Consider the following 26,198-nt stretch of genomic DNA (forward strand, 5'->3'; position numbering starts at 1 on the left):
CGCACCCATTCTGCGAATGCTTCGCAACTGCATTAAAAACTGGAAGATGCACTTGCAAGTCATTGTTAAGCAGCGATTTTTTCTGTTTTCTTTTCCGCTTTGATTGTTGACAGAAAGAGGCGGGTCGCCTACCCAGCGGTCATCGGGGAGTAGCCACCGCCTGAGGGCGGGAGCGTGTCAACATACTCGTGCGAGAGCACGTGGCGCGTTCGGCCGACGAGATCGGCTCGGCAAGACCGTGGCGGACATCACCTGGCCAAAACAGGGTGAATTGGCTCAGCTACGAATCTCCTGAAGGGTTCAACCATGTCATTGCTATCGATCATCGTGCTGGCGTTCAGCATGTCCATGGACGCGTTCGCCGTCTCCGTCGGCCGGGGTGCAGCGCTTGGTCGCCCGCGCTTCAGCGAGACGCTGCGCACCGGCGTCGTCTTCGGTGTCGTCGAGGCGATCACGCCGTTGATCGGGTGGGCGGCGGGTGTCGCCGCTGCCCGCTTCGTGACGGCGGTCGACCACTGGATCGCCTTCGGCCTGCTTGCCGCGGTCGGCATCAACATGCTTCGGGCCGCGATGAGCAAGGAGCAGGAAGAAGAAAAGAAGCCAGGCATGTCCTTTGCGATGCTGATCGCAACCGCGATCGGCACCAGCCTCGATGCCATGGCCGTGGGCGTCTCGCTGGCCTTCCTGGAGGTCAACATTCTTGTCATCGCGGTGGCGATCGGCGCCGCCACTTTCCTGATGGCGTCGGGCGGGATGCTGGTCGGACGCCTGATCGGCGAGCGTTTCGGTCGTTATGCCGAGGGTGTGGCCGGCGTCGCGCTGATCATTCTCGGCTCGACCATTCTCTACGAACACCTGATGGCCGGCTGAGGCGATCAGGTAGACGCGCCGCAGCGAAGCGGCGTCAGGCCTTGATCAGCCGGACCTCGGTTCCCCAGGGATCCGTTGCGATATAGCCGCCGGGAACATGGCCGCCGATGCCGGCCGTGTTGAAGCGCTTGATCTGCTTTTCATAGAGCAGGGGTTCCGACACCGTCAGCGAAAACCAGCTGAGGCCGGTCTTGGAGCTGTCGCGGCCGCCGGCGCCGGCGCTGCGCCATGTGTTGACCGCCACGTGATGGTGATAGCCGCCCGACGAGAGGAAGGCGGCGTTGTCGCGCTCGGCGCTGGTGGTGTCAAGGCAGAGCAGATCCCGGTAGAAGCCGTTTGCCTCGTCAACGTCGCCGACGCGCAGATGGATGTGGCCGATGCGCAGCCCCTCGGGTGCCGCGTCATATGTGTCCTTCGACATATCGGTCAGCGCGGCGATCGCATCGATATCGAGCTCGTTGGTGCCCATGGTGACGATACCGTCTTTCCATTGCCACTTGTCTCGCGGCCGGTCCGAATAGACCTCGATGCCATTGCCTTCAGGGTCGGTCAGGTAGATCGCCTCGCTGACGCTGTGATCGGCGAAGCCGTCGAGCGGGATCTTGGCGAAAGCGGCATGCACCAGCCAGCGCGCGAGATCGAGCCGCGTCGGCATGAGATAGGCGATGTGGAAGAGGCCGGCGGAGGTCGGATCCTCGAAGCCGGCGTCCGGCACGCTGGTCAGGTAGAGCAGCGGTTCGTTCTCCACGCCGAGCATGATCTCGTCGGCGCTTTCTGCGAGCACCTTGAGGCGCAGCGTGTCTTGATAAAAACGGCTCATGCCGGGGAGGTCGCGCACGCGAAGTGCTGCGCTCTTGATATGCGCGGCGGTGGTCACGCCATAAGGCAAGTCGGCTGACGCCGGCATCGCGCCCGCTTCGGCCTTGACGGCATGATTGAATGCGGCTGCGAGCGAGCTCACGCCCGCGAGTTGCAGCAAGTGACGGCGGCTGATGACCATTGAGACGATCCGGTGTCTGGCGTGTTTATTCCCCACCACCGCATCGGGCCTTCTGGCCGGTTCATCAAGTCAAAACTATGTGAGCCGGCCGTCCGTCTAACCAGGAAAGGCTCTAAGGCGTCAGAGCTTGATGGCCTGGCCGGTGCGCACGCTTTCATCGGCCGCAAGGCAGATCTTCAGCGAGGTGACGGCGTCGTCCATATGGCGGGCGAGGTCGAGATCTTCCGTGATGGCGCGATAGACGAAATCCTGCTCGCGGTCGCACAGCATCTGGTGATCGGGCTCGTCGTGCATGTCGAGCCAGTCGTCCGATCGGGTGAACGCCCCCGCAGCATCGGTTCCCGCGTGGTGGACGCGCAGGCGCGACGTCTTGGTGTGGGCGTCCAGGCTGGCGGAGCTTGCGCCTTCGTCCATGACGATCGAGACCGAGCCGTTGGGCGAGATCACGTCTTTGACGAAGAAGGCCGTCTCCGACATCATCGGTCCCCAGCCCGCCTCGTACCAGCCGACGCTGCCATCCTCGAACAGCACCTGGAAGTGACCGTAATTATACATGCCCTTGGGAAGGCCCTGCGCCAGACCGACGCCCATGCCGCGCACTTCTACCGGCTTGGAATCGGTGATCTGGCACATGACGTCGACATAATGCACGCCGCAATCGACGATCGGCGAGGTCGTCTGCATGATGGAACGGTGAATGTCCCATGCAGCGCCGCTCGATTGCTGATTGAGGTTCATGCGGAACACGTAGGGACCGCCGAGGCTGCGCGATTCGGCGATCATGCGCATCCACGATGGATGGTGACGCAGGATATAGCCGATGACGAGCTTGCGGCTATTGGCCTTGGCGGCGGCGGCGACGCGCTCCGCATCCGCGACATTGGCGGCCAGCGGCTTTTCGACGAATACGTGGGCGCCGCTTTCAAGGGCTGCGACCGCCATGTCGGCATGTGTGTTAGTATGCGTGGCGACGGAGACGACGTCTGGCGAGAACTCGGCGAGCGCGGCGGCATAGTCGTTACGCAGCGGATAGCCGGAGAGCTCTTCCGGTAGCGTCGGCGTTGAGCGGTTGACGAGGCCGACGATCTCGAAGCCGGGATGCGCGTGGTAAGCGAGCGCGTGGCTCTTGCCCATCTGGCCGAGGCCGACCACAAGGACTTTAAGCTTTGGATTTGTCATGACATTCGCCTCGTTTATCAGGCCGCCGTCCGGCGCGCTTCGGCAATCGCGCGGGCGCCGATGCTGGCAAGGGCGACCGAGAACAGGGTGGGATTGGTCGCGGTTGCGGTGGGGATGACGCCGTTGCCGGCGACATAGAGGTTATCGAAGCCCCAGACCTTCGACGTCTTGTCGCAGACGCTGGTGTCATCGTCGGCCTCACCCATGCGGATGGTGCCCTGGAAGTGGAGCGACGAGCCCACCGGCTGCACGAAGGTGGCAAAGCCAGGAGCGGGCCGGCCGATGATGTTGGAAATCTTCACCGCGAGGCTCTTCGCGTCTTCGAGGCGCGCCTTGTCGCCTTCCGACTGACGCCACTGGATCGATATGGCGGGCAGGCCGAGCCAATCGGTGCGGGTGTCGTCGAAGGTGACGCGGTTGTCGGGGCTGATATCGGAAGAGACGAAGACGCCCATTCCGATCGGCTGTCCCAGAATATCGCCCGAACGCGGCATGCTGTGCAGGCTGGCTGGCGCGATTGTCACCGAGTAGGGGAGCTCCTTGGTGGCCGGAATCCAGTTCATCGCCTTCATCGGCACATCGGTGTCCATCTCGGAAATTTGCGAGACGATGTAGTGGTCGTTGATGTTGCGGCCGAGCGCTTCCGGGCGGATGCCGGATGCATAGAGAAGCTGAGGAGAATGGAGCGCATCGCAGGCGACGACGACGGTGCCGGCGTTGACCACGAAAGTGTCGCCGGAACCCGTGCCGGCAAGCTCGACGCCGGTGACGGTCTTGCCATCATGGATGACGCGGCGGCAGGCGGTCTCCTTCAGGATGGAGAAGCGCTCGGCCGGCTCATCGACGAGATCGCCGAGGACGACGTCGGTGCCGTGATAATGCAGGCCGTCGGGGCCGGGCGTGGCCGCGAGCGGCATCGGCTGAACGAAGCGGTCGGGCGTGCGGCCCGCATTGAAGACGGCGCCGAGCCGTTCGCGCAGTGCAATGGCGGCAGGGTCGCCGGCATTCGGATCGGTGTTGGTGCCGAGAAGCTTGGCGGAAGTCGCTAGCGCCGCCTGCATCTCGCCGGCTGGGATGAAGGGTACGAGCTCGATCTCGGACGGCACCGGCGTGCCGGTCGACCATTTTGTGCCCATGCCGCCGACATTGGCGGCCGAGAAGCCGGCGAACAGGTTTTCGTCCTGCGGGTCACCGTCATTGGCGATGAACAGGCCAGAGCGGCGCAGCAGCGAGCCGTCGAAACCACCGGCGCGGCGGGCTTCCCATTCTTCCTTGTTAATCGGCATGCGCGGGCTGCGGTCGCCGCCCTGGGCGAGAACCTCAAGCGCGCCGCGCTCGTCGAGATCGGCGACGTTGTCGAGATGTGCGCCTGTCTTCGGCAGGATCTGAGGCCCGGCCTCCACCATCACGATGCGCGCTTCGGGCCACTCGTTACGAATGACCCGGGCATAGGCCGAGCCAGTCGGACCGGTTCCCACAATGACGACGTCTGCAGACTTTATTGCCATTCCCGCATGCTCCATGCACTTCATCTCTTTGATAACAAACAAGGATGTATCGCGGTGATTGTCAATCTCGATATTGACAGTCTCAACCGCGTTTCCGATGGTGACGCCACAGATCGCGAGGAGTCCCCATGAAGTTCGGTTTGAGTTCCTACAGTTTCCGCCCGCTGATGTTGGATGGTTCGATGCAGATCGAGGACCTGTTCACCTGGCTCAGGGACAATGGCGGCGAGCACCTCGAGCTGGCGACGCTGTCGATCGCGCCAGGTGGCGACGACCTGAACTACGAGCTGATCAAGGATGACGAGAGCATCGAGCGCCTGCGCAAGGCATCCGCCGAGACCGGCATTCCGCTCTCCGGCCTCTGCATCGCCGGAAACTTCATCGGCGACGACCGACGGGCGCAGATCGACCGGGTGAAGCGCTATGTCGAGCTTTGCGACCGCCTCGACGTCCGCTTCCTGCGCCACGATGTCGTGCCGTGGTCGCTGCGGGCGACGAATGCCGCGCAGTTCGAGACGGCCTTCCCAATGATTGTCGATGCCTGCCGCGAGGTGGCCGACCATGCGGAGCGCCTTGGCGTCATCGCCAGCGTCGAGGACCACGGTTTCTTCATGAACTCCAGCGAGCGCGTCAAGCGCCTGCTGAACGCCGTCGACAGTCCGAACTTCAAGATGACGCTCGATGTCGGCAACTTCCTCTGCGTCGACGAAAACCCGGTGACCGGCACGCGCGCGTCGATCGCGCATGCGAGCTTCGTGCACATCAAGGATTTCTACGTGCGCGCCGAGAGCCCGGGGCCGGGCTGGCTGGAGACGCTGAACGGGCAGTTTATCCGCGGCTCCGTCTTCGGCTTCGGCGACGTGCCGGTGAAGTCGCTTCTGAAGAGCGTGGTAGATTCGGGTTACGACGGCTTCGTCTCGCTGGAATATGAAGGGAACGAGCCAACGCTCTATGGCTGCCAGACTGGCCTTGCCAACGCTCGCAGGTTGTTTGCCGAACTCAAGGGCTGAGATTGCGGGCTGCGATCGGCGGCCTTCTTGACGAAATGTGTAAAATACGTATTTTACACATTTGCATGGAGGCCGATGTGTCATGACTCAAGCTTTGAAAGTGTCTGCGACGGAATTCGCTCGCAAATTCACGACCTTCAGGGAGCGCGTGCAGTCGGAGGGGGTCATTGAGATCACCGCTCATGACCGCACGATCGGAGGCTTTCTGTCCGCCGCGGAACTTAGCCACTATCACGACATGATAAGGCGTGAGCGCGAGGTGATACGGGTCAGCGACATGGATGACGAAACCATGGCGTTGATCATGAACTCCGAATACGGAAAAGTTTCCGAGTGAGTTACCCGACGCCGGTTGCGGGCCTTGTCATCCGATACAATTATCTGTGGGACAAGGAAAAGAGCGAAGGCTTCGCTTTGGGTAGCAAGGATCGGCCTTGTGCCATTGTCGTGTATCACTCCCGGACCAATGACACGATTGTCGTGCCGATCACGCATTCGCCACCCGAACTTGGCGAGGAAGACCTCTCGATCGAGGTTCCGGCGGACCTGCGCAGCCAACTCGGCCTCGATGACGACGCCAACTGGATTCGCGTCAGCGAGGTCAATCGGTTCGAGTGGCCTGGCATCCATCTCAGGACGCTACCGTCCGATCCCAACCGCTATCATTATGGAATGATCCCGCCTGAACTCTTCGATCTGATTAAGGCCAAGCTTCATGAGACGATGAAGAGGGGCCGGGTGGCTTTCGCCAAGCGCTAGCAAAATTAGGCCGATGCCATCAACGTGGATATGCGATCGACCCGCTCCTTGATCGCGGCCAGCCGGTGGCGATCGCCGCCGGGCACTTCGATGGAGGCCCAGCCGGAATAGCCGACTTCGGCGAGCGCGCGGTTGACCGCCGCCCAATCGCAGTCGCCATCGCCGATCTCGACCTCGAAGCCCTTCCACGGACCCTCGCTGTTCATCTTGTCGAGGCTGTATTCCTTGACGTCGATCTTCAGGATGCGGTGACCCAGCGCCTCGATCCAATCGGCGGGGCGGCCATAGCGGAGCACATTGCCGACATCGAAATACCAGCCGATTTTCGGATGGTCGCAGGCGTCGACGAAAGCGGCGGCTTCGAGCGGGCTGAGCAGGAAGTCGTTCCACACGTTTTCGAGCGCGATGGAGACCCCCGTCTTTTCTGCGTAAGGGGTGATCTTGGCGATTTCCTCCAGCGCGCGGCTATAGGCCGTTTTGTAGGTCGTCGGGCTGTTGCGAACGACGCCGGGCACCAAGAGCACGGTATCGGCGCCGTAGAGCTTGGCATCATCAAGCGCCGTGATCATCGAGTCCACGCAGGCCTGACGGACAGCGGGATCGGCATCGGTCAGCGGGCTCTTCCAGTGCATGGAGTTGACGAGACCCGGAATGGCGACGCCGGTCTTGTCGCGTGCATCCAGCACTTCGCGGGACGGCAAGTCGTTGGGGGAATCGAGCTCGACGCCATCGAAGCCAAGGTCGCGCAGCAGCTGGAATTTTTCGAGAATGGACAGGCTGTCCTCCTCGATCATCGACCATTTCAGGCTGATCTTCGCCAGTGGGCGAGAGGGCTGCGATGTTTTTTGGGAAGGCGAGGCGGAGGGATTGGTCATGCTAATGTCTTTGCTCGGAAAATGGATGCGTGGGCCGCACTATGTCATTGAACCCGCAGGTCATCAACGCCTCTTGCCGCCATCTTCGACCTTCGTGCGGTGAGTGTTTGTCTGGCCATGCCGCAGTGCAAAATAAACATGAACATGTGCCCGATTTGGCGGGTTTCGTGGCTTGAGCGACGGCACGGGCTGGACTAGTCCAGGGCCATAGCGAGCAGACGCGGTGCCGGAGACGATGAACATTAAAAGTAGCAGCCCCAAGCTGCAGGGTTACCTATTCACCTTGGCTGCGGTTTTCATCTTCGCCGTCCAGGACAGCTTCTCGAAATATCTCGGCGAACGCTATTCGCCGATCCTGATCACGATGATCCGCTTCTGGGCTTTCGCGGCCTTCGTGATGCTGCTGGCGATGCGCAAGCCCGGCGGCGTGCGTGGCGCTTTCGTCACGAAGCATCCGCTGATGCAGGTGATGCGCGGCGTGCTGCTGGTCGCGGAGATCGCGCTGTTCGTGTTCGGCCTGGCGCATACCGGGCTTGCGATCACCCAGGCGATCTTCCAGTCGACGCCGTTGATCGTGACCATCCTGTCGATCCCGTTTCTGGGCGAGCATGTCGGCTGGCGGCGGTGGCTTGCCGTTGTCGCCGGGCTGTTCGGCGTGCTGATGATCATCAACCCGACCGGTGGCGCCTTCAGCCTCTATCTTCTGCTGCCGCTCGCCTGCGCCACCATGTTCGCGGCCTATAGCGTGGCGACGAGAGCAGTCAGCAGCAACGATTCGACTTTCACGAGCCTCGCCTATACCGCCGTCGGTGGCGCGGTCGCGATCTCGCTGCTCGGTCCTTTCTACTGGACGCCGATCGCCGTCTCGGACTGGCCGATGGTCGCAGCACTCTGCGTTTGCGGCACGGTCAGCCACTATTGCCTGATCCGCGCCTATGACTCTTTGCAGGCCTCCGAGGTGCAGCCGCTCGCCTATCTTCAGCTCGTGGTGGGCGCGGTGATCGCGGTGATGTTCTTCGGGGAGACGTTGAGCTGGAACATGCTGCTCGGCTCGGCGATCGTCGTCGGCGCCGGTCTCTTCACCATGTGGCGGGAGCACCGCGCGCAGTCAAAGAACAATCCGGCCTCCGGCTCGGGGATCGCCGAGCGGCCCTGAACGGCTAAAGTGCCATGTAGCTGCGCCACAGCACATAAAGGCTGACGGCGAAGATCACGCCGCGGAAGATCGTCGCCAGCGTGTTGCGCCGGTCGGCAAGCCGCGTCGCGGCGATCGTCCCGATGATACCGCCGCCAATGCCGCCCGCGATAAAATAGCCGGCGGTCGCCCAATCGACCAAACCTGATGTGGCGTAGTTGGCGGCGGTGGTCAGACCGAAGGTGCCGACGGCCATAAGCGAGGTGCCGACGGCGTTGATGAGCGGCATGCCTGTTGCGAGCAGCAGCGCCGGCACGATCAGGAAGCCGCCGCCGATCCCGAAGAAACCTGAAAACATGCCCGTCAGCAACGCGATGGCGGTCGTCTTGCCATGCACCGCCATGGTCAGCGAGTGGGCGGTGACCTCGGAAGCGGTGCGGGTCTTGCGCATGGCGAAGCTGACGAACATCATCAGCAAGCCGAACATGAAGAGCAGTCTCTGGCCGTCGACGAGCTTGCCGAGGCTCGACCCCAGATAGGCGCCGAGCGCGCCGGCGGCCGCGAAAATCAGCGCGCAGCGCCACCAGACGTGGCCCTTGGCGGCGTGGCCGGCGAGGTTGAGATAGGCATTGGCGGAGACGGCAAGCGCGCCGGTTCCGATCGCGGTGTGCACGTCGCGCAGGCCGACGGCATACATCAGAAGCGGGGTGGCGAGGATCGATCCGCCGCCGCCGATCAGGCCCAGCGTGCAGCCGACCAGCGAGCCGGAGCCGAGCGCGAAAAGGACATGCTGGAGCGATCCATCCACGGCGTCATCTCCCCCAGACCGATCCGGGCAGGGCGTCGAGCGGGATCTTCAGATAGCGCCGGCCGTCGGCCTCGGGCTCCGGCAGCGCGCCGCCGCGGATATTGACCTGCAGCGCATGCAAGATGAGCTTCGGCATCGGCAGGGTTCTGTCGCGGGCCTCCCGGATCTCGATGAACGCGGCGCGCGAACGACCGGCGACATGCGGGTTCTTTTGCTTCTGTTCGGCCACCGAGCTTTCCCACAAGGCCGCGCGTCCGCCGGGCATGTAGTCGTGGCCGGTGAAAAGCCGGGTCTGGTCGGGGAGAACCAGGATGCGCTCGATCGACGTCCACAGGCTATCGGCGCTGCCGCCTGGAAAATCCGCCCGCGCCGAGCCGCTATCGGGCATGAAGAGCGTGTCGTGGATAAAGGCGGCGTCGCCGATGATATAGCTGATCGACGCCAGCGTGTGACCGGGCGAATGCATCACGCGGGCTTCGAGATCGCCGATCCTGAAGGTGTCGCCTTCAGAAAACAGCCGGTCCCATTGCGATCCGTCGCAGGCGAGGTCGGGCCAGTTGTAAATCTCCCTCCAGATCTTCTGCACCTGCACGACATGCTCGCCGATCGCCGTCGGTACGCCGGTGCGTTTCTTGAGGTAGGAGGCGGCGGAGAAATGGTCGGCATGCGGATGCGTGTCGAGGATCCACTCAAGCGTCAGGTCATGGCGCGCGATATGATCAAGCAGGCGGTCGGCATTCGTTGTTGCCGTCGAGCCCGACTTCTCGTCGAAATCGAGCACGGGGTCGATGATGGCGCATTTGCGTGTGGTCGGGCAGGACACCACATACTGGATGCTGCCCGTGCGCACATCGTGAAAGCCGGCGACCTCAGGCTGCTGCATAGACCGTGCTCTCCGTGGCCGCCGCGCGCGGGAAGAAGATCGCCCGGCTCGGATCGAAATCGTAATCCGCTGCGAAAGCGGTCGCGTCAGCGGCGATCTGGGCGACGGAATCGAGAATGAAACGGACCTTCACGTCATCGAGCAGGACGCTGAAATTCAACCTGATGAAGCCGGGCTTCATGATCTCGTCGCCGGACAGAATGGCCTGCCGGATCGCCTCCGACTGCTGATCGTCGATCGAGAGCAGCCGGTGGACATAAGGCCCGGCGCAGGCGCAGCCGCCGCGCGCCTGGATGCCGAAGCGGTCGCTCAGCATGCGCGTGATCAGCTGCTGATGGACATAGCCGCCCTTGCCGTCCTTAACGCGGAACGAGAAGATGGGCAGACGGTCCGGGCCTGGCAGGCCAAGGATTTCCAGTCGCTCGATATCTCTCCAGGCGCTGAAAGCACGCGCCGCAAGCGCATTATTGCGCTCGGCCATCGCCTGCGTGCCGATTGCGTCCTTGACGATGAAGGCGAGTGCCGCCCTGATGTCGCCGACGACATTCGGCGTGCCGGCTTCCTCGCGGGCCTCGAGGCTGTCGCTATAGTCATGCGTCGTGGGCGACACGAACTTCACCGTGCCACCACCCGGCCATGATGGCTTGGTCGCCGAGACAGCGTCCCGCCGCACGATCAGGATACCGGAAGCGCCGGGGCCGCCGATGAACTTGTGTGGTGAGACGACGATGGCGTCGATCTCAGCATCAGGCGCCGGTGACATGGCGATCGGCACATAGGGGCCGGCGCCGGCGTAGTCCCAGATCATCCTGGCGCCGGCGGCCTTGACGATGCCGGTGATCTTCGCGACGTCGCTGGTGATGCCGGTGATGTTGGAGGCAGCGGAGAGGGTGCAGATCGTGATATCCGCGTCGCCATCGCGTAGTGCTGCTTCGAGCAGAGCAATGTCAGGGCCGCCCGATGCCTGCTCGGCGATCTCGACGACCTCCGCGCCGCTCTCGCGCCAGGGCAGGATGTTGGAGTGATGCTCGTAGGGGCCGATCACGACGCGAACGGACTTGCCCGCCGCAATCGCGTCCGTCACGCCGAACAGCGAGACCAGCCGATTGATCCCCGCTGTCGCGCCGGAGCCCGTGAAGATGACGGCATGATCAGCACTTGCGCCGCAGAACCCGCCGATCAATCCGCGGGCTTCGCGCCGCATGCGGGTCATGAAGCCACCGCAATAGGAGGCCTCGGTGTGGCTGTTGGCGTAATAGGGGAGAACCTCTTCGAGAACGAAACGCTCGACCTGGTGCAACGCCCGGCCCGACGCGACATAGTCGGCGTAGACGAGGTTCTTATCGCCGTAGGGACCGGATATCTTCGCTTTCGCTCCGACCAGCCCGTCGCGAAGAGCGGCGATGACATCGGCGCCTCCGAGACCGTCGCGGAATTTCGACAATGCTGTCGCTGTCTGCGATGGGGCGAGGCGAGGGGTTTCCACGGGCGTTCTCCTTGCTGGGGATGGCGACGTGGATTGTAATCTGGAACGGGCCGAGCAAACTCACCTGATTTTAGGCAGAATTGGCTGAAGTTAGATCAAATGATCTAATCCGAGAGGATATGCGCTTATTTTGATATGACTAAGCCAATGGCCTCGATTTGGCTAAGCGGAAACGGCGGCGATTCAGGATGACGGATTGCCGGAAACGGGACGGAGCACCCCCGCAAACAACGCGCACGACAAAGCCGACGCCTTGCGCAAGACAAGGCGCCGACCAACTGGCGAACTTGGATATTCCTGCCCGGATTAGCCTTCGTAATGCCCGGACGCGGCTTCCTTGGCGGACTTCACGACGACGGCAAAATTGACGTCCTTCGTGATCGACGTGCCGCTCTTGCGGAGATCGGCGACCTCCTTGAGCTTGCTGCCCGCCGGCGGATCGAGCGGGGTGACGGTTCCCGCGCGGAGATCGGCGACCCAAAGACCTTCTTCGCCGGTGATGCTGATGACAACGACTGCGCTCATGTTCTCTTTCCCTCTAAGATGAACTGTTAAAAGCCTGCCTTCTTGAGGCCCTCTCGGTAGAGGTCCTTATGCCATTGCTCCTTGCTGGGGACTGCCGCCAGCCAGGTATCGACGTCGAAATTCGGGTTTGCCTCGCGCACGCGGCGCACGAGAATGCGTGCCTTGTCGGCATGCCCCATCATCGCCCAGCTGGCTGCCGCCAGGCGATCCGCCAGGCTCGGGTCGGACATCTGGCCGATGTAGTCGATCGACGAGCCGAATTCACCGAGCGCGTAGTTGGCGCCGGCCGCCGTCCAGAGATACATGTCAGGGGTCAGCGGGTTCAGCTCGATCGCCCGCTCGATCTTCTGCAGCGCCATGCTGGGTCGCGAGCAGTGTACCAGCGTGTCGGCGTGGTCGGCGATGACGTCGGCATAATGCGGCGCCAGCGCTTCGGCGACTTCCATCGCCTCGGCGCTCTCGTCGAAGTCGCCCTGCAGCAGCTTGGCGACCCCGAATTCGCGGTAGCCATCGGCGAAGTCCGAGCGCTTCTCGATCGCCTGCCGGGAGAGGTTCTCCGCCTGCTTCAGGAGCTCGATATCGCCGCGCGCGGTGAGCAGCCACTCCTTGGAATAGGTGCGTCCCATGGCGCTCAGCGCCGGCGCGAAATCGGGGCTCGCGGCAAGCGCTGCCTTCATCTCCTTGCGCGCGCGCCGGAGATTGGGAAGCGTCATCCTGGCCATGTCGCGTTTGCCGGCGAGATAGCGGTGATAGGCCGCGGGATTGAGTTCGATATCGGCGCGCTGCTCTTCATGGCGGGCGATTTCGCGCGAGACGGAGAGCGCGATCTGTCGCGAGATCGCACGCTTGTCGCGCAGCAGATCGAGACGGCGCAGCCCGAAGCGTTCGGCCCACAGAACCTGCGCGTCGTCGACGAAGATCAGCTGGGCAAACAGCGTCACGTCGTCGCCGCTGCCGCTGATGCGCGTCTCCAGCACATAGTTGACAGCTTGGCGCTCGAAGAAGGCGGCCTGCGTTTCTACATTGTGGCCGACCTGGACCGCGGAGTAGGGCGCGATCACTCGCAGGCTGTTGAAGGCGCAAAAGCCGATGGTGATGTCCTCGATCAGCGACGAGGCGATGAGGCCCGCATCCGGGCTCACCGTCTGGTTGCTCGGTGGAAGCAGCACGAGACGCGGGATCGCACGGGCGATGCTGCCCGCTTCGGCGGCCAAGCCGGCGGCCGCACCATTGCGGGAAGGCGCTTTCGCTTCGGCCGCGACCTTCGTGGCGCCGTTACCCTTGTCGGATGCCGAGAATTTGGCGCCGCGCTCGATCGAGCCACGTCGTTTCGCGAAATAATTTTGAAGCGATTCAACGTCTTGCTCGGCGTTGAAGATCTTCAGCAATAGCTGCAGCGTCTCCGGATCCTGCGGCTCGGAACGGAAGAGAATGACCGCTGCCTTGCGCAGCACTTCCGCGTCGTCGCGGGTCTGCGCATCGCCATGGGCTGCCCTCAGCGTCCGTTCGAGAAGCTCGACATGCCGGTTTCCCTCGTCGACGACCCAGCTCTTGAACTCCCGGCTCTGGATCTTGACCGGGCCTAGGAAGGGCTGATCGAGCAGCTTGACCAGCCGCCGCAGCCGCGCGAATGGCGCCGCGGCCTCGTCTTCCCGGACAAGCTGGATGTCCGACGTCAGCACAGCACGGTCGATCGCGATCGTGCTGCCCTCGAAGGACACGAAGCTGGAACCGAGCTCGCTCTGGTAGGCCTTCAACCGCGACAGCAGCTTTCGCAAGGTCGTGTCGGAAGCGCCGTTATCCGTTTCGCCCCATAGAAAGCGGGCAATCGTGGTTCGATATGCCGATCCCTCGTCGAGGGTCAGCAGGTAGGCAAGCAGCAAAAGCCCCTTCTCGGGCAAGGCGATGGGATTGCCATCCTCGCCGGCCAACCGCAGCTTTCCAAAGGTCTCCAGAACGAACGTCATTTCACCCCTGATCAGCCCGTTTTTATTGGGCGCCGCCTCGTCCCAACAAGCAGTTTGTCACGATGCGCGCCGACATTCAACAGCTGCATTCGCACTTGCGAGACGCAAAGGTTGCAATATCCTCGCGCTCGGAAGCGTTCGCCTACAGCTTGTCACACGCCGGCGGTTGCAAGTGAATGCGCGAAACAACGTATGGTCTTTCGGGCGTGCAACATGAGATCGGGATCGAGATGCGAGTGATCTTTGCCGGACCGACGCTCTTTAGTGCGGATCTGCCACGAAGCGGGGACTACGAACTGCGCCCGCCGGCGCGGCAGGGCGATCTCTATCGGGCCGTACTGCAAGGCGCCAATGTCGTTGGGCTGATCGACGGCATCTACGAACATGTTCCGGCCATATGGCACAAGGAGATACTGTTCGGCCTTTCGCACGGCGTGCACATCTACGGAGCCGCGAGCATGGGCGCCTTGCGGGCAGCCGAGTGTGCAACCTTCGGCATGGTGGGGATCGGCGAAATCTACGAGGGCTATGCCTCGGGCGCGCTGGAGGATGATTCGGATGTCGCGCAATCGCACGCGCCGGCGGAGATGGGCTTTCGTCCATTGAGCGAGCCGCTCGTCAACGTCCGCGCGACGCTTGCGCGGTGCCTGGATCTGTCGCTGATCACCGCCGAGGAGCACGATCTGTTGCAGGCGGCGGCGCGCGACATGTTCTTCAAGAACCGCACCTGCCGGTCTGTCGTGCGAAAGGCGCTAGGCGATGGCGTGCGTGCAGAGGCGGTGCTGGCGCAGCTGCGCCAGCATGCCGTCAACCTCAAGCTTCGCGATGCCGAACGGCTGATCGAGGCGGTCGCGAGCACGCCGGATAAAAGGTTTACGCCGACGTTCGAGTGGACCTTCCAGGCGACGGATTTCTGGAAGGCGGAGTTTCCCGATAGCGACTGAGCGACGCGGAATCCGCGGATGGATGCATCAGGCCGACAGGACTTACTCCGTCGGCTTCCTGATCGGGAACTGGAAGTTCATGCCCGCAAAGATCTGCCAGCGCGGCGCGCCGGGCCCGTCGTGCCAGACGGTGTATTGCGGTTCGATGAAGGCGTTCATGGTGATGCCCTTTTCGAGCGGGATCACCTTACCGACGCCGAAGCCGACGGGGATGTATTTGGCGCCGTTTTCGAGATTGAAGTTCCAGGTCGCCGACGACCGCAGGTACCAGCCATCCGACAGGTTGAGATTGACGATCGGCTGCAGGGTCAGAAGGCTGACATCCGGGCGGTCGCTGACGCCGGCAAACGACGTCTGGTAAGTGAGGAGGCCGCCGAGGAGGCCCCAATCCTGTGGCGCGACAACAACGCCCGCGGCACCCACCTGCCATTTGCCCGCACCGAGCGAGGTGTCGGTCGCGGTCGGCAGTACCACAAGCGGGCCGGCGCCGAGGGTGACATCGCCGTGCTTGGGCAGGATGAAGATATCCATCAGCGTCAGGTCGCCGAGCCCCGTGACATAACCGCTCGGTATATCGGGCGCGGTGGCGATCGGCAGCGTGAAGCGAAACAGCTCCGGGAGGCCGAACATGTCGGATGGGATCAGGCCGCGCAGCAGGAACTGGTTGGAGTGGGGGTTGCCCGGCGTGTCGATGAAGCTCGGGATGTAATAGTCGTGGAGATTGAGCGTGACTTTCGGCGTCAGCGGATTGTTGGCGTCGTTGACCTCCTGGTGTTCCTGCGCGAATGCGGCGCCCGCAGCGAGCACGAGGGCGGTGACGATCAAGCTTCTCATGCCGTTCTCCCGAAATGAGCCTCCATCGAAGCATGCGGGCCGCGTGCGCGGGAGTACGCAACGGTAAACGGCGGCGTAAACGCGCTCGTCCTGGCGTAACGTCGCGTTGTTTACCGTTGCGTACTTCCGACGCCGCGGCACTGTCTCTAGTCTGGCTCGATTACCCTTGCGGGGAGGCCTTCACGACGATGAGCAGGCAGGGAGGGACAGGCGGAACGACCAGCGACACGGCGCGGCGGGGCCTCGCGCGCCTGATGTTGAAGCTGCCCGGCTTGCGTGCGGGGCTGCAGGCTGTCGCATCGCTTTCGCATGATCTCGATGAGCTCTTCGAAGCCTACGAAATCGCCGCCGTGGCGCTCGAGACATTTCGCAGAAGCGGGGACCTCGCGCGCACCAGCGAATATGAAGGGCTCTGTTCCGGCATCGAGGAGGATGTAACCCAGCACATCCTACGCACGAATTCGCATATGCCGAAATGAGACGGATTTGCCGCGAACTGTATCATTTATTGGACTTGTTAGCGTTTCGTATTGCAACTTAATGTTAAGTGCGCGATAGTTTGCATGTTCTGCTTTAGTGATCAGTGCGTATCGGGGGGCAGCCCATGAGTGCTGAAGTACACGGTGAGAGGGCATGTGAAGTCAGCCTCGAAGAGGCCGAGGCGGAGCTGGAACGGCTCCTTGCGGATGGACGCTTCCGGGTGTCGGACCGGCAGCGGGACATATTGCGCTACCTTGCCGAGCGCCGGTTCGCCGGATGCACCGAGGGTGTGAAAGCCTATCCCATCGCGCTCGACGTGCTTGGGCGCTCCAGCAATTTCGATGCCTCCATCGATCCGATCGTGCGGATCGAGATCAGCCGTCTCAGAGCCGCGCTCGACGGCTATTATGCCGCGTTCGGCGCCGAACTGGGCGTCTCCGTTCATATTCCGAAGGGCAGTTACGTCGCGCTGTTTCCGCAGGCCGATGTGAGCGCCAGCGCTCAGGTTGCGCCGTCGCTGCTAACGCATCGTCCGAACTCCGCGCTGGCGGATGCCGCACCGGATGGCGCGGTGACGCCGGTGGCGGCGCTACCATCGCGAATGTCGCGATGGATGCCGGCGGCGCTTTGCGTCGGGCTGCTCGCGCTCGCGGGCATGGCGGGGTGGAAAGCGATCGATCGTCCCGTGGTTACACTGAAGCCTGCCGTGACGATCCTGATGAGCGCCGCCTCGCCTGACATGGCGGGTGAGGCGAGTGTGGCCCGTGACACACTGCTGACCGCGCTCTCCGCCTTCGACACGATCGTGGTCACGAGGCCGGGGTCGCCGACGCAGCCGGCCCGCCGGGGCTACGAGGTCGACCTCAAATATTATGCCGACAGCGACGATCGCTCTGTGTGGTGGCAGGTTGTCGATACCGCAAGCGGAGCATTGCTCAAGTCGGGGCTGGAGCGGATCGAGACCGAAGGCAAGGAGCCGACGACGATCCGGCTCGAGATTGCCGGCGCGGTAGCGCGTCAGATCGCATCGTCGCGTGGCGTGATCAACGCACTTGAGGCGAGGGAGGCGCCTGCCGATGCCTTGGGAAATGCCTGCGTTGCCAGGGCTGAAGTCATGCTCGATGGCAGCGAGAGCGGCGGCGGGCAGGGTCTTCTAGGATGTTTGGAACGGACGCTGGCGGGTGACCCCGATGATCCCGACACGTCCGCGATGCTGGCGCGGCTCTACGCCCGCGATGTCGCGACCATTCCGCAGGGACTGGAGCTCGCAAAGGCCGCGACGTCCATCGCACCCCTTTCCGATCGCGCGCAGGGCGCGCTGATGGTGACGCGTTTCGCCAGCGGACGGCTGGACGCGGCAATCGATGCCGGAAACAGGGCGATGGCGCTCAATCCCAACAATTCGGCGAATGCCGCGTCGCTCAGCCTCGTGCTGTTTGCCGCCGGCTATTTCAAGGCGGCGAACGATCTGGCCCAGGAAGCCGTCGCGATGGAGGAAACGCCGCCGCGCGATGCCTCGCTGGTGCTGGCGCTTGATGCCTACCGGAACGGCCGGTGGTCGGCGGCGTCGCTTGCTGCCGAGCAGGCCGTCGGCAACGACATCCTGACGCGCGCCATTCGCGTGGCAGCTCTTGGCGAACTCGGGGCGGAGAGCGCTGGGCAGCGTCTTGGCGAGGCAGCGCCGGATCGGGCGGCGTTCGTTGCTGCTTTCCGGCAGGCGGCGAAAATGGCGCAACTTCGGCCGGAGCTCGTCACAAGCCTGGAGACGGGGCTTGGGAAAGCGGGCGCGAGCTTCGAGGCCGTCGCGAGCATTTCGGGGCAGTGATTTACGGGTGCATTTACCGTTGCGTACTTGCGACGGCGAATGGGGGGACTGAAGGTTTGTTGCAGGTCCGGGGCAGCCGAAAGGCAGGGCCATGGGACGAATGAGGGGAAGAGCATGAAACTGAGATTTCTGACCGGAGCGCTTCTTGCCGGCGCATCGATGCTTGCCTGCGCGCACATGGCTGCCGCCGCCGAACGCGGCGCCGGCTTCTATCTGCTCGGTTCGAAAGGGCCGGCTGCGGGTATCCTTCCGCCACCGGGCGTCTACCTTCAAAACGATATCTGGCTCTACAAGGGCGATCTCGGCGGTGGCACGCAGCTTCCGACCGGTGGCCGCGTCGCCGTCGGCGTCGAGGGCAAGGCGGCGCTCGCGGCGCCGACCGTCATGTGGGTCATTCCTGAGGAAGTGATGGGCGGCCGGCTCGGGCTTGGCGCGACGATCCCTGTCGGCTGGCAAGAGACGATCGCCGACCTGACGCTCTCAGGTCCTCGCGGCGGCGTGCTGTCCGGCGCCACCAAGGACACGATCTTCACCGTCGGCGATCCGCTCGTCAGCGGCACGCTCGGCTGGGATGCCGGCAATTTCCACTGGACCACGGGCGTTCTCGTCAACGTCCCGATCGGCGATTATCAGGATGGCGAGATCTCGAACATCGCGTTTCACCGCTGGGGTGCCGATGTCAGCGCTGCCGGAACATGGCTCGATCCGGAAATCGGCCTCGACCTCTCGGCGGCGATCGGCGTGACCTTCAACGGCGAGAACCCCGACACGAACTATCGCACCGGCACCGAGTTTCACTTCGAATGGGCTGCAGTGCAGCATTTCAACGAGCAGTTCGACGCCGGTCTGGTCGGCTACTATTACGACCAGCTGACGGGAGATAGCGGCGAGGGCGCATTCGGTCCGTTCAAGGGACGGGTTGCGGCGATCGGTGCGACGATCGGCTGGAACTTCAAGGCCGGCGAGTTGCCAATCTCGGCGCGGATCAAATATTACCACGAGTTCGCCGCCGAGAACCGCGCAGAAGGAGACTCGGTGTTTCTGACGATCTCGATGCCGCTGTCGATCACCAAGCCGGTGGCGGTGCAGTAGACCGCGCGACACTATCTGGCTCACTGGTCGAAGGCGAAGACCTTCTTCCAGTCGTTCTTCATGTCGACGACAAGCCAGTTGCGGCGTTCGGCCTCGTCCAAGGCCTTGTCGAGCTTGCCGAAGGCGGATTGGCGGTCATAGGCATATTCGCGCGCGCCATCGGTGTGGTGGACGATGAGCGCGAAGCCGGGCTTCCTGGCCGTGACCCAGCGCAGCATCTCATAGTCGCCATCGGAATTGCCGGCCACGAAGATCGGCTTGCGACCGATGAACTTGTTGATCCCGGTAGGCTTGCCGGGGCCGTCATCTATGAAATCGATCTTCGGCAGGCGCTTCAATACCGGCACATCGTCGACGATCGCGTATTGGGTGGCGATGGTGCTGCCGACGACCTGTTGCGGCGGGATGCCATAGAGCTTTTCCGTCACCGGCCGCATGAATTCGACGCCGCCGCCGGAGACGATATAGGTGGTGAAGCCGTTGGCGCGCAGATAGTCCAGAAGCTCGCGCATCGGCACAAAGGTCATCTCGGTATAGGGGCGGCCGGATTTCGGGTGTTTCGCGGTCGCGAACCAATCGGTCACGATCTTTTCGAACTCGTCCGTCGTCATCCCGGCATGCGTTGCCATGCCGAGCTCGACCATCCCCATCTCGCCGCCCTTGGCGATGCCCTTGACGTCGCCGTTCAGGATGCTGGCAAAGGGCTCCTTGGTCTTCCATTCGGGATGCTCCGGCGCCAGCGTCTTCACCCGATCGAGCATGAAGCCGAGCTGGATATAGAAGGGCTGTTCGGTCCACAGCGTGCCGTCATTGTCGAAGACGGCGATGCGATCATCCGGAGCAACGAAGCCGTCGCCGCCCTCGGTCGTCGTGGCTTTGACGAAGTCGATGATCCGTTGCCGGGCAGGGGTGTCGTTCCACGAGGCCAAGGGCTCCTGCGCAAGCGCGACCGCAGGTGCGGCGAGCAAGGTGATGGCGAGCAGGCAGGTGCGGGCGGCGGTCAGCAATTGTCCCATCGCGGTCATCGCGCGTCTCCCTTGCGGCCAACTCTCTTGATACAGCGGAAGCCGACATGGCTCGTCGATGTGTCCTCGGGCTCGGCATGGCGGGCGGCGGGGCGGTAGCGGCGGCAGTAATTGGGGGCGCAGAGATGCGAGCCGCCCTTCAGCACGCGACGCGGAATGCGGATATCGGGCAGGCGCGGATCGTAGCTCGCCTCCGCATCGCCGCCGCGCGGGTTGCTAGGGATGCAGCAGGAATGCCTGGCGGGCTCCGGATGGCGTGTCGTCCAGTAGTCCGATGTCCACTCCCAGACATTGCCGATCATGTCGTACAGGCCGTAGCCGTTGGGCGGGAAGGAGCGGACCGCCGATGTCCGCTCCTCGCCCTTCGGCTTGGTCGTCTGTGTCGGGAAGATGCCCTGCCAGGTATTCGCCATCGCCTTGCCATCGGGCGAGAGTTCGTCGCCCCAGGCATATTCGCTCTCCGATCCACCGCGCGCGGCGAACTCCCACTCGGCTTCGGTCGCAAGCTCGAGGCCCGCCCAGTCGGCGTAGGCTTTCGCATCCGACCATGCCACGTGGACGACGGGGTGGTCGAGCCTGCCGCGCAGGTCGCTGATGCCGCCGAGCGGGCGCCGCCAGTTGGCGCCGAACTTGAAGCTCCACCACTGCGAGATGTCGGTGCCATTGACCGTCTTCGGCTGCGTGAAGAGCAGGGAGCCGGCGCGCAGCATGTGCGGCAGCGCGCCGGGATAGTCGCGCGCGTCCGGCGCCTTCTCCGCCATCGTCACATGGCCGGTCGCCTTGACGAACTCCATGAACTTGCGGTTGGTGACAGGCGTTTCATCGATCCAGAAGCCATCCACCGTCACCGGATGCGCCGGCGCTTCCTCGGGATAGTGCTGGTCCGAGCCCATGGTGAAAGTGCCGCCCTCGATCCAGCGCATTCCTTCCGGTGCTGCTTCCGAAGTTCCGATCTTCTCGAACGCAAGCGCCATCGCTGTCTCCCGATTGTGAGGGCACAGCATCGCGCAGGCGCGCGCGCGAGGTAAGTACGCAACGGTAAATGTCGGTCGCGTTTACGCTGTGGGGCCGTAAATGCGCGCGAGAGGCGGGATGTACCGGGCGCGATTTTCCCGCGCCCGGCAATTTCGGCTTTCCGCTATTTCGCGCCCGGACCCTGGTCGATCGAGTTCATCAACGCCGAAATCATCTGGTCGACGCTGAAGCTTGCCGGCCGTTGGCTCGGTGGGTATTCGCGGAACGTCTGCAGGAACGGAGCGACCTTGTAGACGCCGTACTGCACGAGATAGGCGTTCTTCATCACCCAATCGTAATATTGATCCGACACGACATCCGCGCGTTCGTAGGGGTCCATCCTGAGGTTGAACACCTTCGGCACACGCAGGCAGGTGAACGGGTTCGCCCATACCACGAAGCCGCCCGGCTGCCGCTGTTCGCAGAAGACGATCTTCCAATTGTCGTAGCGATAGGCGACGAGTTCGCCATCGTCGTTGAAGTAGAAGAACTCGTCACGCGCGGACTTCGGTTGCTCTCCCTTGAGGTAGGGAAGCTGGTTGAAGCCGTCGAGATGGACCTTGAACTGGTTGCCGCTGATCGAGGTGCCTTTTGCAAGCTTCTCCTTGATGTCGCCATCGCCGGCAGCCGCGAGCAGGGTCGGGAACCAGTCGAGACCCGACATCATCTCGTTCGACACTTCGCCGGCCTTGATCTTGCCGGGCCAGCGGATCATCGCGGGAACACGGAAGGCGCCTTCCCAGTTCGTGTCCTTCTCGCTGCGGAAGGCGGTGGTTGCCGCATCCGGCCAGGAGAACTGGTTGGGGCCGTTATCGGTCGTGTAGACGACGATCGTGTTGTCGGCGACCTTCAGGTCGTCGAGCGCCTGCAGCAGCTTGCCCACGTCGCCGTCATGCTCGACCATGCCATCGGCATACTCGTTGCCCGGCATGCCGCTCTGGCCCTTCATCGAGTCTCTGACGTGCGTGAAGACATGCATGCGGGTCGTGTTCATCCAGGTGAAGAAGGGCTTGCCGGCCTTGACCTGCCGGTCCATGAAATCGATGGCCGCAGACGTCGTCTCGTCGTCGATGGTTTCCATGCGCTTGGTGGTGAGCGCACCCGTATCCTCGATCTTGCCGTCCGCCGACGCCTTCAGGACGCCGCGTGGCGCATTGGACCGCACGAATTCCTCGTCACCCTTCGGATAGTAGGGTCGCTCCGGCTCCTCCTCGGCATTCAGGTGATAGAGGTTGCCGTAGAATTCGTCGAAGCCGTGTTTCGTCGGCAGGAACTCGTCGCGGTCGCCGAGATGGTTCTTGCCGAACTGGCCGGTGGCGTAGCCGAGCGGCTTGAGCGCCTGCGCGATGGTGATGTCACGCGGCTGCAGGCCGACCGTCGCGCCGGGGATGCCGACCTTGCAAAGGCCGGTGCGCAGGCAAACCTGCCCGGTGATGAAGGTCGAACGCCCCGCTGTGCAGCTGTTCTCGGCGTAATAGTCCGTGAACATCATGCCTTCCTTGGCGATGCGGTCGATATTCGGCGTCTTGTAACCCACCAAGCCGAAGGAGTAGGCGCTGATATTGGTCTGGCCGATATCGTCGCCGAAGATGACGAGAATGTTGGGCTTGGATGTGTCCTGCGTGGCAGCCGACTCTGTCGTTGGAGCAGGGGCTGCCGGCGCTGCCTGCTGGGCTCTGGCCGGAGATAGGAACGTGGTCGACGTCAGCGCCATCGCGACCGCGACCGTTGCCGAAAACAGTTTCTTGGGGAGTGAGTTCGTCATGACGCGCTCCTCACCGATGGATCGTTCAACATTGCGGTCTCCCTTGTGCCGGGCGGCCGATGCCGCCGGATCTCGATCGTCGTCAGCCGACGCGAGGGGAGCCTTTCGCTTTATGCGCGCGGGCGTAAGTACGTAACGGTAAATGGCGGTGTAAGCGGCGCGTAAACGGGGTGGTTCCGAGCGGACGGTGTGCTTTCCGAAGAGCTGCGGCGCCTAACAGCAAGATTGGGTCGGGCCGCTTACAACGAAAGATCAAATCGGCGACATCTAAAGTACATATTGTGGCTGTTCTTCCTTGATTATAGCTTGTCTTGGCATTGGGCATTCCATTTTTGGGTTGAGGGGAATAGGTGGTCAATACAGTTCCTCGAATTGGCATAATCCGCGCCGATTACTTCAGGCTCGTGCCGCGAGCGAAGCGATTGGGGGCGGCCGGCTAATGTCGCATTCAAAATCCAAGACAAAATCCAAGACAAGGGTTTTGGTCGCCCCGCATAATTTTGAGATCGGTGGCAGCCAGATCAATGCCCTCGAACTCGCGTGCGCGGTCAGCCGCAATCCCGATTTCGAAGTCGTTCTATACGCGCCGGATGGCGAATTATCTGATCGGGCAAGGCGCACCGGGCTCGAACTCCATCTGAGTTCGCTGAGAGAGGCCGCGCCATCGCTCCTGCGCCTTCGTGAATTCTATCAGCTTGTTGGACAATGTGGTGTGGATTTGGTTCACGCATACGAGTGGGCGCCTACAATCGATGCTGCCATCGGTGTAGCGTGGGCTCGCGGCGTCCCTGTGCTTTCGACAATCCTTTCGATGGATTATCCCTATTTCCTCCCGAGGGACGTGCCAACGATCCTTGGCACGCGGGAGATGTGGCGGGCTGCCCAGAACGAAGGCAGGAAGGCATTCTTGCTGGAGCCGCCTGTCGATACCAGCCTGTTTCACCCGGATGCGATCTCGCCGGCCGAGGCGGCGAAGATCCGGGCAGAATGCATGGCGGAAGATGGAGACATTCTGATTACGGTTGTCGGCCGCCTTGCCCAAATACTCAAACTTGACGGCCTGTTAGCCCTGATCCAAGCCGTCGGAAACCTGTCTCGCGATTACCCTGTCAAACTTGCAGTAGTCGGCGACGGCCCGGCGCGTGGTCACGCTGAAGAGGTTGCGGCGCAGGCCAACCGATACGCAAACCGGCAGGTTGTTTGTATGCTGGGGGCCAAGCACGACCCGTTGCCTTACTATGCGGCGGCCGATCTAGTCGTTGGCATGGGCAGCTCGGCCCTGCGGGCGATGGCGGTGGGAAAGCCGTTGCTGGTTCAAGGCGAGAAGGGGTTTTGGCGCATTGCAGACGAGAGCTCGTCTCAGATGTTCCGCAGTCAGGGATGGTATGGGATCGGAGACGGCGAGCAATCCGTCGAGCGTTGCGCATCGCAATTGCGCGAACTGATCACCGCTTCGCGTGCACGGTCGGACGAATTGCGAAGCTTCGGCCGGGATTTGGTTCAGCGGGAATACAGTCTGGATGTCGCAGCCGAACATCTGATGACAATCTACAGGGACGTGCTGTCGATGCCGACCATCTCGAAAGGGCAGGGGTCCGTCAACATCATGAAATTGGCCGGTGAGATGGCCAAGTACAACACCGCAATCAAAATGCCATGGATTCGAACTGCATCCCGGCATTTGACAGGTAGGTCGTTGTGACAGCGGCAGCGCAATCGATCTTTTCAAGCAAGGCGCGCGCATTTTCAGCGAGAGAGGGGGGCTGAATGTTCCGTCTGCCGGTAGCGGTTCTGCCTTCCCGTCCACGGATTTCCGTGGTCATTCCATGCTATAATTACGGTGTATACTTGGAGGATTGCGTTGAGTCGGCTTTGAGCCAGCGCGACGTCGACATTGACGTCACGATCATCGACGATGCCTCTACCGACGACAGCGCGGTGGTGGCGCAACGCATCTGTGATCGCGATCCACGTGTCCGGCTCGTGCGGCACGAAGCGAACCTAGGGCATCTGCGCACGGCCAACGAAGCACTTCAATCGGCGACCGGTGACTATCTTGTCAAACTAGACGCCGACGACCTCCTGACACCGGGATCGCTAGCGCGATCCGCAGCATTGCTCATGGCGGATTCCAAGATCGGCTTTGTGTATGGCTACGCGCAGGATCTAAGAGGCGCGACGCCAACGATCTCCGACTCTCAAACGCGTTATTGGGCGGTCTGGTCGGGACATGCCTGGCTGAGGATGGTGCTGCGCCGCGCGCATAACGTGATAGCGCAGCCGGAGGTGATGATACGACGACAAGCGCTGATCGACGTAGGCGAAGGGTACAGCCTCAAGCTTCCGTGGGCGGAGGATTACCACCTGTGGCTCCGCCTGGCATCGCGTTGGCGCGTCGGTTATGTCGGCGGATGTATTCAGGGTCTCTATCGCATTCACGCGCTCAGTCTTCAGCGCTCCGCAAAAGACCTGCTTCTCTCGGATCTCCGCGCGCGAGTTGACGCTACAAGGCTATTTTTGACGGAGTCGCCAGATAACACGCGTCTCTATGGCCGGTTGGCCTTGAGAGCCCTGGCGAGGGATTCGCGCATTGTGCTGGCCGCGCGCATAGAACGTGACCGAGATACGCCTGCAGACACAATTGCGGAATATGTCCGCATATCGCAGGAACTTGAGGTGGCTTCGGCAACGAACCGCGCGCATGGTCCGATGACATGGCAAGGACCGCTGGGCAGAAGGCTGCGGTGGATCCGTGAGACGATGCGGTGGCGCCGTTGGAGATTGATTGGCGTGTGAGTTCATGTTGAACCGCGGCTTGCGATGTGGGAGTAGGTGCGTTTCATTGCAGCTTCCTTGCGAGTGACAACCCATTGGTATCATTTGCAAGTCGCACTTCATCCTTGAACCCACCCGGCTACACATGTATGTCAAAGCTGAATAGGGCTGCGACGTTGTCAGCCATTTAGAAACGCGACACTGGCTGCTCGGATCAGCCCCCGATCCGACCGGCTGGGCCGGGTTGAAAGGGCGGAGCGGGGGCGGGTGATGACGCTCCCTTTCGGCTTTAGCTTTCTCTGTGGCAATTGTTTCGTCGTCGGCTGATACTCGCTTTTATCTGAATAGAGCGGGTAAGGATCAAAGCTGCACGATGCTTCCGGAAATCAAGCTGCAGGGTGACGTCGATGTCGCCGCGCTGTCACCTCTTCTTCGCGGC

Annotated in this window: 24 protein-coding genes and 1 riboswitch; of the genes, 11 read left to right on the plus strand and 13 right to left on the minus strand. The window is 62.4% G+C overall.

Features of this window, described 5'->3' with window-relative positions; translation table 11 throughout:
* Nucleotides 1-132: 132 nt before the first annotated feature.
* Nucleotides 133-228, plus strand: a riboswitch (yybP-ykoY riboswitch).
* A gap of 78 nt (nt 229-306) precedes the next feature.
* Nucleotides 307-870, plus strand: a complete 564-nt coding sequence (locus D460_RS0126720) for a manganese efflux pump MntP family protein (RefSeq protein ID WP_018901680.1) — start codon at nt 307-309, stop codon at nt 868-870.
* Nucleotides 871-904: 34 nt separating this feature from the next.
* Here D460_RS0126720 and D460_RS0126725 read toward each other — a convergent pair whose 3' ends face one another.
* The 3 genes from D460_RS0126725 to D460_RS0126735 all read right to left on the minus strand — a co-directional run bounded on the left by D460_RS0126725 (nt 905) and on the right by D460_RS0126735 (nt 4,557).
* Complete coding sequence (locus D460_RS0126725) at nt 905-1,870, minus strand: VOC family protein (RefSeq protein WP_018901681.1); 966 nt, start codon at nt 1,868-1,870, stop codon at nt 905-907.
* A 120-nt stretch (nt 1,871-1,990) separates the two neighbouring features.
* Entirely contained in the window at nt 1,991-3,049 is a 1,059-nt protein-coding gene (locus tag D460_RS0126730) for a Gfo/Idh/MocA family oxidoreductase (RefSeq protein WP_018901682.1), read from the minus strand.
* A gap of 17 nt (nt 3,050-3,066) precedes the next feature.
* Nucleotides 3,067-4,557 carry a GMC oxidoreductase gene (locus tag D460_RS0126735; RefSeq protein WP_018901683.1) on the minus strand — a complete coding sequence of 497 codons (1,491 nt, stop codon included), beginning with the start codon at nt 4,555-4,557 and terminating at the stop codon, nt 3,067-3,069.
* A 128-nt stretch (nt 4,558-4,685) separates the two neighbouring features.
* On the opposite strand from D460_RS0126735, the gene D460_RS0126740 reads away from it, so the two are divergent.
* The 3 genes from D460_RS0126740 to D460_RS0126750 all read left to right on the plus strand — a co-directional run bounded on the left by D460_RS0126740 (nt 4,686) and on the right by D460_RS0126750 (nt 6,326).
* Complete coding sequence (locus D460_RS0126740) at nt 4,686-5,567, plus strand: sugar phosphate isomerase/epimerase family protein (RefSeq protein WP_018901684.1); 882 nt, start codon at nt 4,686-4,688, stop codon at nt 5,565-5,567.
* Between the two features lie 82 nt (nt 5,568-5,649).
* A complete protein-coding gene (locus D460_RS0126745) occupies nt 5,650-5,904 on the plus strand; it encodes a hypothetical protein (RefSeq protein ID WP_018901685.1) in 255 nt (84 codons plus the stop codon).
* Nucleotides 5,901-6,326 carry a hypothetical protein gene (locus D460_RS0126750; RefSeq protein ID WP_018901686.1) on the plus strand — a complete coding sequence of 142 codons (426 nt, stop codon included), beginning with the start codon at nt 5,901-5,903 and terminating at the stop codon, nt 6,324-6,326. Before D460_RS0126745 ends, D460_RS0126750 begins: the two co-directional genes overlap by 4 nt.
* Before the next feature lie 5 nt (nt 6,327-6,331).
* Here the strand turns inward: D460_RS0126750 and D460_RS0126755 are convergent, their stop codons facing one another.
* A complete protein-coding gene (locus D460_RS0126755) occupies nt 6,332-7,201 on the minus strand; it encodes a sugar phosphate isomerase/epimerase family protein (protein WP_155947863.1) in 870 nt (289 codons plus the stop codon).
* 235 nt (nt 7,202-7,436) lie between these two features.
* Between D460_RS0126755 and D460_RS0126760 the strand changes: the two genes are divergently transcribed.
* On the plus strand, nt 7,437-8,357 hold the full coding sequence (locus D460_RS0126760) for a DMT family transporter (RefSeq protein ID WP_018901688.1): 921 nt from the start codon (nt 7,437-7,439) through the stop codon (nt 8,355-8,357).
* Between the two features lie 4 nt (nt 8,358-8,361).
* Here the strand turns inward: D460_RS0126760 and D460_RS0126765 are convergent, their stop codons facing one another.
* From D460_RS0126765 to D460_RS0126785, 5 genes are all read right to left on the minus strand, one after another.
* Nucleotides 8,362-9,144 carry a sulfite exporter TauE/SafE family protein gene (locus tag D460_RS0126765; RefSeq protein WP_018901689.1) on the minus strand — a complete coding sequence of 261 codons (783 nt, stop codon included), beginning with the start codon at nt 9,142-9,144 and terminating at the stop codon, nt 8,362-8,364.
* Between the two features lie 4 nt (nt 9,145-9,148).
* Nucleotides 9,149-10,027 carry an MBL fold metallo-hydrolase gene (locus D460_RS0126770; protein ID WP_018901690.1) on the minus strand — a complete coding sequence of 293 codons (879 nt, stop codon included), beginning with the start codon at nt 10,025-10,027 and terminating at the stop codon, nt 9,149-9,151.
* Entirely contained in the window at nt 10,014-11,513 is a 1,500-nt protein-coding gene (locus D460_RS0126775; protein ID WP_018901691.1) for an aminotransferase class V-fold PLP-dependent enzyme, read from the minus strand. Before D460_RS0126775 ends, D460_RS0126770 begins: the two co-directional genes overlap by 14 nt.
* Nucleotides 11,514-11,819: 306 nt before the next feature.
* Nucleotides 11,820-12,038, minus strand: coding sequence for a hypothetical protein (locus tag D460_RS0126780; RefSeq protein ID WP_018901692.1), 219 nt, complete (start codon nt 12,036-12,038; stop codon nt 11,820-11,822).
* Between the two features lie 26 nt (nt 12,039-12,064).
* Entirely contained in the window at nt 12,065-14,005 is a 1,941-nt protein-coding gene (locus D460_RS0126785) for a hypothetical protein (RefSeq protein WP_018901693.1), read from the minus strand.
* Nucleotides 14,006-14,181: 176 nt separating this feature from the next.
* Between D460_RS0126785 and D460_RS0126790 the strand changes: the two genes are divergently transcribed.
* Entirely contained in the window at nt 14,182-14,949 is a 768-nt protein-coding gene (locus tag D460_RS0126790) for a TfuA-like protein (protein ID WP_018901694.1), read from the plus strand.
* Nucleotides 14,950-14,991: 42 nt separating this feature from the next.
* Here the strand turns inward: D460_RS0126790 and D460_RS0126795 are convergent, their stop codons facing one another.
* Nucleotides 14,992-15,783, minus strand: a complete 792-nt coding sequence (locus D460_RS0126795; RefSeq protein WP_018901695.1) for a hypothetical protein — start codon at nt 15,781-15,783, stop codon at nt 14,992-14,994.
* 188 nt (nt 15,784-15,971) lie between these two features.
* Here D460_RS0126795 and D460_RS0126800 point away from each other — a divergent pair, with 188 nt between their 5' ends.
* The 3 genes from D460_RS0126800 (at nt 15,972) to D460_RS0126810 (ending at nt 19,180) form a co-directional block, all read left to right on the plus strand.
* A complete protein-coding gene (locus D460_RS0126800) occupies nt 15,972-16,262 on the plus strand; it encodes a hypothetical protein (protein ID WP_018901696.1) in 291 nt (96 codons plus the stop codon).
* A 125-nt stretch (nt 16,263-16,387) separates the two neighbouring features.
* Nucleotides 16,388-18,088 carry a hypothetical protein gene (locus D460_RS0126805; RefSeq protein WP_026283585.1) on the plus strand — a complete coding sequence of 567 codons (1,701 nt, stop codon included), beginning with the start codon at nt 16,388-16,390 and terminating at the stop codon, nt 18,086-18,088.
* A 114-nt stretch (nt 18,089-18,202) separates the two neighbouring features.
* Nucleotides 18,203-19,180 (plus strand): transporter, encoded by a 978-nt coding sequence (locus D460_RS0126810; protein ID WP_018901698.1) that lies wholly within the window; start codon nt 18,203-18,205, stop codon nt 19,178-19,180.
* Nucleotides 19,181-19,200: 20 nt separating this feature from the next.
* Here D460_RS0126810 and D460_RS0126815 read toward each other — a convergent pair whose 3' ends face one another.
* From D460_RS0126815 to D460_RS0126825, 3 genes are all read right to left on the minus strand, one after another.
* Nucleotides 19,201-20,205 carry an HAD family hydrolase gene (locus D460_RS0126815; RefSeq protein ID WP_018901699.1) on the minus strand — a complete coding sequence of 335 codons (1,005 nt, stop codon included), beginning with the start codon at nt 20,203-20,205 and terminating at the stop codon, nt 19,201-19,203.
* A complete protein-coding gene (locus D460_RS0126820; RefSeq protein ID WP_018901700.1) occupies nt 20,202-21,179 on the minus strand; it encodes a formylglycine-generating enzyme family protein in 978 nt (325 codons plus the stop codon). Before D460_RS0126820 ends, D460_RS0126815 begins: the two co-directional genes overlap by 4 nt.
* A 164-nt stretch (nt 21,180-21,343) precedes the next feature.
* On the minus strand, nt 21,344-22,984 hold the full coding sequence (locus tag D460_RS0126825) for an arylsulfatase (protein ID WP_018901701.1): 1,641 nt from the start codon (nt 22,982-22,984) through the stop codon (nt 21,344-21,346).
* A 439-nt stretch (nt 22,985-23,423) separates the two neighbouring features.
* Between D460_RS0126825 and D460_RS33925 the strand changes: the two genes are divergently transcribed.
* Entirely contained in the window at nt 23,424-24,686 is a 1,263-nt protein-coding gene (locus tag D460_RS33925; RefSeq protein ID WP_018901702.1) for a glycosyltransferase, read from the plus strand.
* 65 nt (nt 24,687-24,751) lie between these two features.
* Entirely contained in the window at nt 24,752-25,780 is a 1,029-nt protein-coding gene (locus tag D460_RS33930; RefSeq protein ID WP_081619986.1) for a glycosyltransferase family A protein, read from the plus strand.
* Nucleotides 25,781-26,198: the final 418 nt, after the last annotated feature.

This window comes from Rhizobium sp. 2MFCol3.1, from assembly GCF_000377565.1.
Lineage (GTDB): Bacteria > Pseudomonadota > Alphaproteobacteria > Rhizobiales > Rhizobiaceae > Rhizobium.

Bases quoted from the DNA above. Each gene is read 5' to 3' on its own strand.
- D460_RS0126720 (WP_018901680.1), top strand. From the start codon at position 307: ATGTCATTGCTATCGATCATCGTGCTGGCGTTCAGCATGTCCATGGAC.
- D460_RS0126725 (WP_018901681.1), bottom strand. From the start codon at position 1,870: ATGGTCATCAGCCGCCGTCACTTGCTGCAACTCGCGGGCGTGAGCTCG.
- D460_RS0126730 (WP_018901682.1), bottom strand. From the start codon at position 3,049: ATGACAAATCCAAAGCTTAAAGTCCTTGTGGTCGGCCTCGGCCAGATG.
- D460_RS0126735 (WP_018901683.1), bottom strand. From the start codon at position 4,557: ATGGCAATAAAGTCTGCAGACGTCGTCATTGTGGGAACCGGTCCGACT.
- D460_RS0126740 (WP_018901684.1), top strand. From the start codon at position 4,686: ATGAAGTTCGGTTTGAGTTCCTACAGTTTCCGCCCGCTGATGTTGGAT.
- D460_RS0126745 (WP_018901685.1), top strand. From the start codon at position 5,650: ATGACTCAAGCTTTGAAAGTGTCTGCGACGGAATTCGCTCGCAAATTC.
- D460_RS0126755 (WP_155947863.1), bottom strand. From the start codon at position 7,201: ATGACCAATCCCTCCGCCTCGCCTTCCCAAAAAACATCGCAGCCCTCT.
- D460_RS0126760 (WP_018901688.1), top strand. From the start codon at position 7,437: ATGAACATTAAAAGTAGCAGCCCCAAGCTGCAGGGTTACCTATTCACC.
- D460_RS0126770 (WP_018901690.1), bottom strand. From the start codon at position 10,027: ATGCAGCAGCCTGAGGTCGCCGGCTTTCACGATGTGCGCACGGGCAGC.
- D460_RS0126780 (WP_018901692.1), bottom strand. From the start codon at position 12,038: ATGAGCGCAGTCGTTGTCATCAGCATCACCGGCGAAGAAGGTCTTTGG.
- D460_RS0126785 (WP_018901693.1), bottom strand. From the start codon at position 14,005: ATGACGTTCGTTCTGGAGACCTTTGGAAAGCTGCGGTTGGCCGGCGAG.
- D460_RS0126790 (WP_018901694.1), top strand. From the start codon at position 14,182: ATGCGCGAAACAACGTATGGTCTTTCGGGCGTGCAACATGAGATCGGG.
- D460_RS0126795 (WP_018901695.1), bottom strand. From the start codon at position 15,783: ATGAGAAGCTTGATCGTCACCGCCCTCGTGCTCGCTGCGGGCGCCGCA.
- D460_RS0126800 (WP_018901696.1), top strand. From the start codon at position 15,972: ATGAGCAGGCAGGGAGGGACAGGCGGAACGACCAGCGACACGGCGCGG.
- D460_RS0126805 (WP_026283585.1), top strand. From the start codon at position 16,388: ATGAGTGCTGAAGTACACGGTGAGAGGGCATGTGAAGTCAGCCTCGAA.
- D460_RS0126810 (WP_018901698.1), top strand. From the start codon at position 18,203: ATGAAACTGAGATTTCTGACCGGAGCGCTTCTTGCCGGCGCATCGATG.
- D460_RS0126815 (WP_018901699.1), bottom strand. From the start codon at position 20,205: ATGACCGCGATGGGACAATTGCTGACCGCCGCCCGCACCTGCCTGCTC.
- D460_RS0126820 (WP_018901700.1), bottom strand. From the start codon at position 21,179: ATGGCGCTTGCGTTCGAGAAGATCGGAACTTCGGAAGCAGCACCGGAA.
- D460_RS0126825 (WP_018901701.1), bottom strand. From the start codon at position 22,984: ATGACGAACTCACTCCCCAAGAAACTGTTTTCGGCAACGGTCGCGGTC.
- D460_RS33925 (WP_018901702.1), top strand. From the start codon at position 23,424: ATGTCGCATTCAAAATCCAAGACAAAATCCAAGACAAGGGTTTTGGTC.
- D460_RS33930 (WP_081619986.1), top strand. From the start codon at position 24,752: ATGTTCCGTCTGCCGGTAGCGGTTCTGCCTTCCCGTCCACGGATTTCC.